Origin of the sequence: Spirillospora sp. NPDC049652, assembly GCF_040675125.1 — a bacterium.
Taxonomy (GTDB): domain Bacteria; phylum Actinomycetota; class Actinomycetes; order Streptosporangiales; family Streptosporangiaceae; genus Spirillospora.
In genome coordinates this window covers 1-5,631 of sequence record NZ_JBFAOF010000443.1, presented here as the reverse complement: position 1 = coordinate 5,631, position 5,631 = coordinate 1, and the positions used below count along the sequence as shown (strand labels likewise).

Here is a 5,631-nt window from a genome sequence, read left to right as displayed (position 1 = left end):
CGACGGCCTGCTCGTGAAGAACCCCACGCGCCGGCTCACCCACGCCCGCGCCGCCGACCGGCTGGAACGCGCCCTCAACGGGCCGCGCTCGGCCCGGCGCGCGGCGCCCGCCGCGCCGCGCCTCCGGCTCATGGTCGTGATCGCGCTCGTCAGCGCGACCGTCGCGTCCTGCGGCATCGGGGCGGCCGCGCTGATCTTCGGGATGACGAAGGAGAAGCCCGGCCCGTCCCCCACGCGGCCGCCGAAGACCAGCGGCGAGCGGCCGGCGTCCGGGACGCCGTCGGGCGCCGAGTCCGCGACCCTGCTCGTGCGCGCGCGCGAGGACGGTTGCAAGCTCTTCGTCTCGGTCCCGGCTCCCAAGCTGACCGTCATCGCGGACGAGACGCTCGCCAAGGGCGACGCCCGCAAGTACAGCCAGCCGAAACTGACGGCCGTGGTCGGCAACGCCGCGGCCTGCGACGTCTGGGTCAACGGGCAGCGCAAGCCGGAGGGGCGTCCCGGCGAGCGCCGCACCTACAACGTGGCCCGGCCCGCGGGAGGCTGACGCGCCGGCCCTGGCCCGGGACCGCGGGGCCGGGGTCGCTGTCTGATCGATCACGTCCGGGAATGGACGGCCCGCCTCCAAGGCTGCGGACTGGTGAGAGTTAGCGTCGGTTCACAGCGGATATGCCGCAGGGACGCGGCACAGCGGAGGTGGCTTTTCCATGGACTACCGGATCGAGCACGACTCCATGGGCGAGGTTCGGGTCCCTGCCGAGGCCAAGTGGCGGGCGCAGACGCAGCGCGCCGTCGAGAACTTCCCGATCTCCGGACGCGGCCTCGAACCCGCGCACATCGCCGCCCTCGGCCAGATCAAGGCGGCCGCCGCCGCGGTCAACGCCGAACTGGGCGTCCTGGACGAGGACATGGCCGCCGCGGTCCGCGAGGCGGCCCTGGAGGTCGCCGCCGGCAAGTGGAACGACCAGTTCCCGATCGACGTGTTCCAGACCGGGTCGGGCACGTCGTCCAACATGAACACCAACGAGGTCGTCGCGACGCTCGCCACCGAGCGCCTCGGCCGGGACGTCCACCCGAACGACCACGTCAACGCGTCGCAGTCGTCGAACGACGTGTTCCCGTCGTCGGTCCACATCGCCGCGACGGGCGCCGTGGTGAACGACCTGATCCCCGCGCTGCGCCATCTGGAGGCGTCGCTCGCGCGCAAGCGGGACGAGTTCGCCGACGTCGTGAAGTCCGGCCGCACCCACCTGATGGACGCGACGCCCGTCACCCTCGGCCAGGAGTTCGGCGGCTACGCGGCGCAGGTCCGGCACGGCGTCGAGCGGCTGGAGGCCGTCCTGCCGCGGCTGGCCGAACTGCCCCTCGGCGGGACGGCCGTCGGCACCGGCATCAACACCCCGCCCGGCTTCGCCGTCCGCGTCATCGCGGAGATCTCCCGCGCGACCGGCCTGCCCCTCACCGAGGCGCGCGACCACTTCGAGGCGCAGGGCGCCCGGGACGGCCTGGTCGAGGCGTCCGGCGCGCTCAAGACCATCGCGGTCTCCCTCACCAAGATCGCCAACGACCTGCGCTGGATGGGCTCCGGCCCCCGTGCAGGGCTCGCCGAGATCCGCCTGCCCGACCTGCAGCCCGGCTCCTCGATCATGCCGGGCAAGGTCAACCCGGTCGTCCCCGAGGCCGTCGCGCAGGTCGCCGCCCAGGTCATCGGCAACGACACCGCGATCGCGTTCGGCGGCGCGTCCGGCAACTTCGAGCTGAACGTCATGCTGCCGATGCTCGCGCGGAACATCCTGGAGTCGATCACCCTGCTGGCGAACGCGTCCCGCCTGCTCGCCGACCGGACGATCGACGGCATCGAGGCCGACGTCGAGCGCGCCCGCGAGTACGCCGAGTCGTCCCCGTCCATCGTGACCCCGCTGAACCGCTATATCGGCTACGAGGAGGCCGCGAAGGTCGCCAAGCAGGCCCTCGCCGAGCGCAGGACCATTCGCGAGGTCGTCATCGAACGCGGCCACCTGGACAACGGCAACCTGACCGAAGCCCAACTCGACGCCGCCCTCGACGTCCTTTCCATGACCCGCCCACCCCAGAACTGACCAACCGCGGGGCGCGGCGCCGAAGGATGCCGCGCCCCGTCGCTCGGGCTCACTCGATCGTCTCGAAGGAGCGCAGCCTCGCGCTGGTCGCCGCGTCCCCCCAGTCGCCCGTGCGCACGCTCTTCGGTGCGCCGGCCACGAACGTCTGGAAGTCCTCCTCGCTTCCTCAGCGGGTCACCGAGGTAGGGGCCCCGTCCGTCGACCGCAGCAGCTCGTGACTCAGCAGCCCCTTGGCGCCTTCCGTCTCGTGGATGTTCTCAGCGACGCGCCGCTCGAGGTCCGCTCCGGGCCCCTCGGGCACCCCGATCAAGTTGATCTTCACAATGACCATGGCCGCCCCCCTAGAGCGGTCATCCCGTTAGTATTTCCCGCCATGGATGAGATCAAGATCAATGGCCGTGAATACGCTATTTCTCCCGTTTTCTCCCTCACGAGCAAAGGTGTGACCGCGAGGGCGATCGCGTTGCCGGGCAAGGCAATGCTGGTCCTGAAGGGCTCCCGGGCGGTCCGCCACAACGCGAAGGGCTTCACCGACGATGAGGGCTACCACGTGCTGCGGGCGAGCCTCATCAGCGCCAAGGACCTGGCCGATGATGGTGATCCCGACTCTCTGATCGCGGCCCGCGACCTCGTCTTCCAGTCCTCCTCCGCCGCCGTCGCGGTCATGTTCGGCGGCAAAGGCTCCGGCCCGGCGAACTGGAAGACCTCCGACGGCCGTTCCTACAAGGAGGTCATCGGGGACTGACAAGCGCACGCCTCGGACATCAGGTAGCCGGCCGGAGCGCCCCGATAAGAGGAAGGACCAAAAGTAGAGTTTCGCGCAATCCCTTTATGGCGAATGCTTCGGATGCGGCACCTCGGCTGCGGGTCAGTACCAGTTGGTGGAGCGCCAGTGGGTCCAGGCGGTGCAGGGGGTGGCGTAGCGGCCTCGGATGTAGCGGAGGCCCCAGCGGATCTGGGTCTGGACGTCGGACTGCCAGTGGGGGCCGGCGGCGGCCATCTTGGCGCCTGGGAGGGCCTGCGGGATGCCGTGGGCGCCCGAGGCGCTGTGGGCGCGTTCGTTCCAGTGGCTCTCGTGCGTCCAGAGCCGTTCCAGGCAGCGGAACTGGGCGGCGGACCGCCAGCCGAAGCGGTTCATGAGGGTGCGGGCCACGGCCTTGTTGCGGCGCACGCGGCGTTCGCGGTGGAAGCGGCGGCCGAGGGGGCGTTCCGCGGCGGCGCTCATGGGGAGGGCGGCGCCGGCGGCGCGACGCTCGGCGACGGGCGGGGTGGTGAGCTCCGGGTCGGCGAGCAGCGGCGTGGCGACCAGGGCCGTGGCCGCACCGACGGCGGCGAGGCGGGCGGCGGCGCGGATCCGGCCGGACGGGCCGGGCGCCGGACGGCCGAGCAGGACGCGGAGCAGGCGCGGCCGGTCACGGACGGTGTCGGTGCATCGGTGAGTGGACACGGACCGTAGCGTGCTCCGGTTCCGCGCCGGGAGGCGGGCAGATTCCGGAGGCGCGGACCGGGCTTTTGCCGACCCATGGCCGCGCGCTTCCCGAACGGGCGGACAAAAGGGGACGGACCGGAGTCCGTCCCCTCGCGTCCGCGTCGGGACGCAAGCCCCGTACGCGACACAGCCCTACAGATCAGACACCGAAAGCGGTCATCACCGGACGTGGCGTCCGATCAGGGCGAAGTGGTCAGTACCAACCGCGCGAGTTGGAGTGCCCGAGGGCGCGGCACGGGGTGCCGTAGCGGCCCTTGATGTAGCGCAGACCCCACTTGATCTGCGTCTTCGGGTTGGTGCGCCAGTCCTTGCCGGCGCTGCGCATCTTGCGTCCGGGGAGCGCCTGCGGGATGCCGTACGCGCCGGAGGCGTTCCCCGCCTTGTGATTCCAGTGGCTTTCCCGATTCCAGAGTTTCACCAGGCACTTGTACTGCCGGGTGGACCAGCCGCGCTTGGCGACCATGGGCTTGGCGATCGCCCTGTTGCGCTGGGACCGGGTGGGCTTGTGCGCGGAGGTCTTCGCCGTGACGGCGGCGCGGGTCGGGGCCGCCGCCTGGGCGGGGACGGCCTCGGCGACGACGCCGAAGGTGAGGGACGCGGCGAGGACGACCGTGGCGGAACTACGGAGCGGCTTGACAGCCAAGGGGGACCTTTCGTCGTGCCGGACGGACCGGTCGGTCCGGCGGATGGCCACCTCGGCCGGCGCGGCCACGTCCATGCGGGCGTGGCGACCGGGCGCCAGGGAGCGTCTGGGTGACGCGGAGGCCGTGCGGAGGGACCGCCCCATGGGGACGGATCGCACGTGCTGCCGAGGTGGAAGGCCGATCCTCAAGAGGGGGATCAGCCGGGAGGGCGCGATCCTTGCGCGCCCGAGGGGCCCTTCCCTCCGTGACGGGAGAGGGCTTCCCTCAGCCGGACGGCCGCGAGCGGGCGGACCGTCCGAGTCCTGTGGAGTTGGGACCGGCCGGGAGGCCGGCCGTCAGCGCCGGTGAGACCGGCTGCTCGGCGCGGACGGCCGACGTCGAGCGTCGGCCGTCCGGCCAGGGGTCAGTACCAGCCGACGGACTGGCTGTGGGACCAGGCGCCGCAGGGGGTGCCGTAGCGGTTCTTGATGTAGCCGAGGCCCCACTTGATCTGGGTGCTGGCGCTGTTCTGCCAGTCGGAGCCGGCGCTCGCCATCTTCGAGCCGGGCAGGGCCTGCGGGATGCCGTAGGCGCCGGACGTCGGGTTGGCGGCGTGGGTGTTCCAGCCGCTCTCCTTGTTCCACAGCTTGACCAGGCAGCCGAACTGCCCGGAGCCGGAGAAGCCGTAGCTCGGCAGCATCGACTTGGCGATCTGCTGGGCGGTGCCGGCGGGCACCGGGTCGCCGCTCGGGCCACCGCCGCCGCCACTGCCGCCCTTGTCGCCGCCCGCCGAGTCGGGGGACTTGGTCGGCGTCGGGACGGGCTTGCCCTTGGGCATCAGCTTGACCTTGTCGCCGCCGTCGCGGTTGGCGCGGGACGCGCGGTCGATCGCCAGCTTCTTGCGCTGCGCCTCGACCTTCGCCGGGTCGAGCGGCGGCATTGCGGGCTTGGCCGGGCCGGCCGCGACGGTCGCCTGGTCGGAGTTCGCGCCGCTCTTGCCCGAGCCCGAACCGGAGCCGGTGAGGGCGAACGCGGCGCCGCCGCCGCCGAGGACGACGACCGCGCCCGCCGCCATGGCGGCGATCTTCACACCGGCGCGGCCGGACGAGCCGGACCGGGCGGAACCCGGGGCCGAGGCGGGACGACGACCGGCACTCCTGCGGGCCTGCCGGGGACGGCGCGCCCGCCCGGCGGCGGGCTCGTCGCTCGAGATGACCTCGGTGGCCCCCGGGAAGCCGGCGGCTCCGGCGAGGCCGGGCTCGAACGGCGGGAGTTCGCCGGTGTCGCCCGCGACGCCCGCACCGGGCCGTGCGGCCGCGCCGGCGACCCGGAGGTCGTCCTGGGCGGGCTCGGGGGCCTCGGCGGGCGTGGCGGCCTCGGGGGCCGCGCCGAACGCCGCAGGCGCCGCGAAGGGCTCGGAGCC

At 72.7% G+C, this 5,631-nt stretch carries 7 protein-coding genes; 3 read left to right on the top strand and 4 right to left on the bottom strand.

Annotated elements, in window-relative coordinates; genetic code table 11:
* A partial coding sequence (locus AB0J52_RS24675) for a hypothetical protein (protein WP_500184519.1) occupies positions 1-544 on the top strand: 544 nt, incomplete at its 5' end.
* A gap of 160 nt (positions 545-704) precedes the next feature.
* Entirely contained in the window at positions 705-2,096 is a 1,392-nt protein-coding gene (locus AB0J52_RS24670; RefSeq protein ID WP_500184518.1) for a class II fumarate hydratase, read from the top strand.
* Between the two features lie 166 nt (positions 2,097-2,262).
* Here the strand turns inward: AB0J52_RS24670 and AB0J52_RS24665 are convergent, their stop codons facing one another.
* Positions 2,263-2,418, bottom strand: a complete 156-nt coding sequence (locus AB0J52_RS24665) for an antibiotic biosynthesis monooxygenase family protein (RefSeq protein WP_500184516.1) — start codon at positions 2,416-2,418, stop codon at positions 2,263-2,265.
* A gap of 51 nt (positions 2,419-2,469) precedes the next feature.
* Here AB0J52_RS24665 and AB0J52_RS24660 point away from each other — a divergent pair, with 51 nt between their 5' ends.
* The gene (locus AB0J52_RS24660; protein WP_500184515.1) at positions 2,470-2,841 is read left to right on the top strand and encodes a DUF4357 domain-containing protein; all 372 of its coding nucleotides are present in this window, start codon (positions 2,470-2,472) and stop codon (positions 2,839-2,841) included.
* A 123-nt stretch (positions 2,842-2,964) separates the two neighbouring features.
* Here AB0J52_RS24660 and AB0J52_RS24655 read toward each other — a convergent pair whose 3' ends face one another.
* From AB0J52_RS24655 to AB0J52_RS24645, 3 genes are all read right to left on the bottom strand, one after another.
* Positions 2,965-3,543: an aggregation-promoting factor C-terminal-like domain-containing protein gene (locus AB0J52_RS24655; RefSeq protein WP_500184514.1), complete on the bottom strand. Its 579-nt coding sequence runs from the start codon at positions 3,541-3,543 to the stop codon at positions 2,965-2,967.
* A 235-nt stretch (positions 3,544-3,778) separates the two neighbouring features.
* On the bottom strand, positions 3,779-4,228 hold the full coding sequence (locus tag AB0J52_RS24650) for an aggregation-promoting factor C-terminal-like domain-containing protein (RefSeq protein WP_500184513.1): 450 nt from the start codon (positions 4,226-4,228) through the stop codon (positions 3,779-3,781).
* 404 nt (positions 4,229-4,632) lie between these two features.
* Positions 4,633-5,631 (bottom strand): aggregation-promoting factor C-terminal-like domain-containing protein (locus AB0J52_RS24645; protein ID WP_500184512.1); only part of this gene is annotated, 999 nt, incomplete at its 5' end.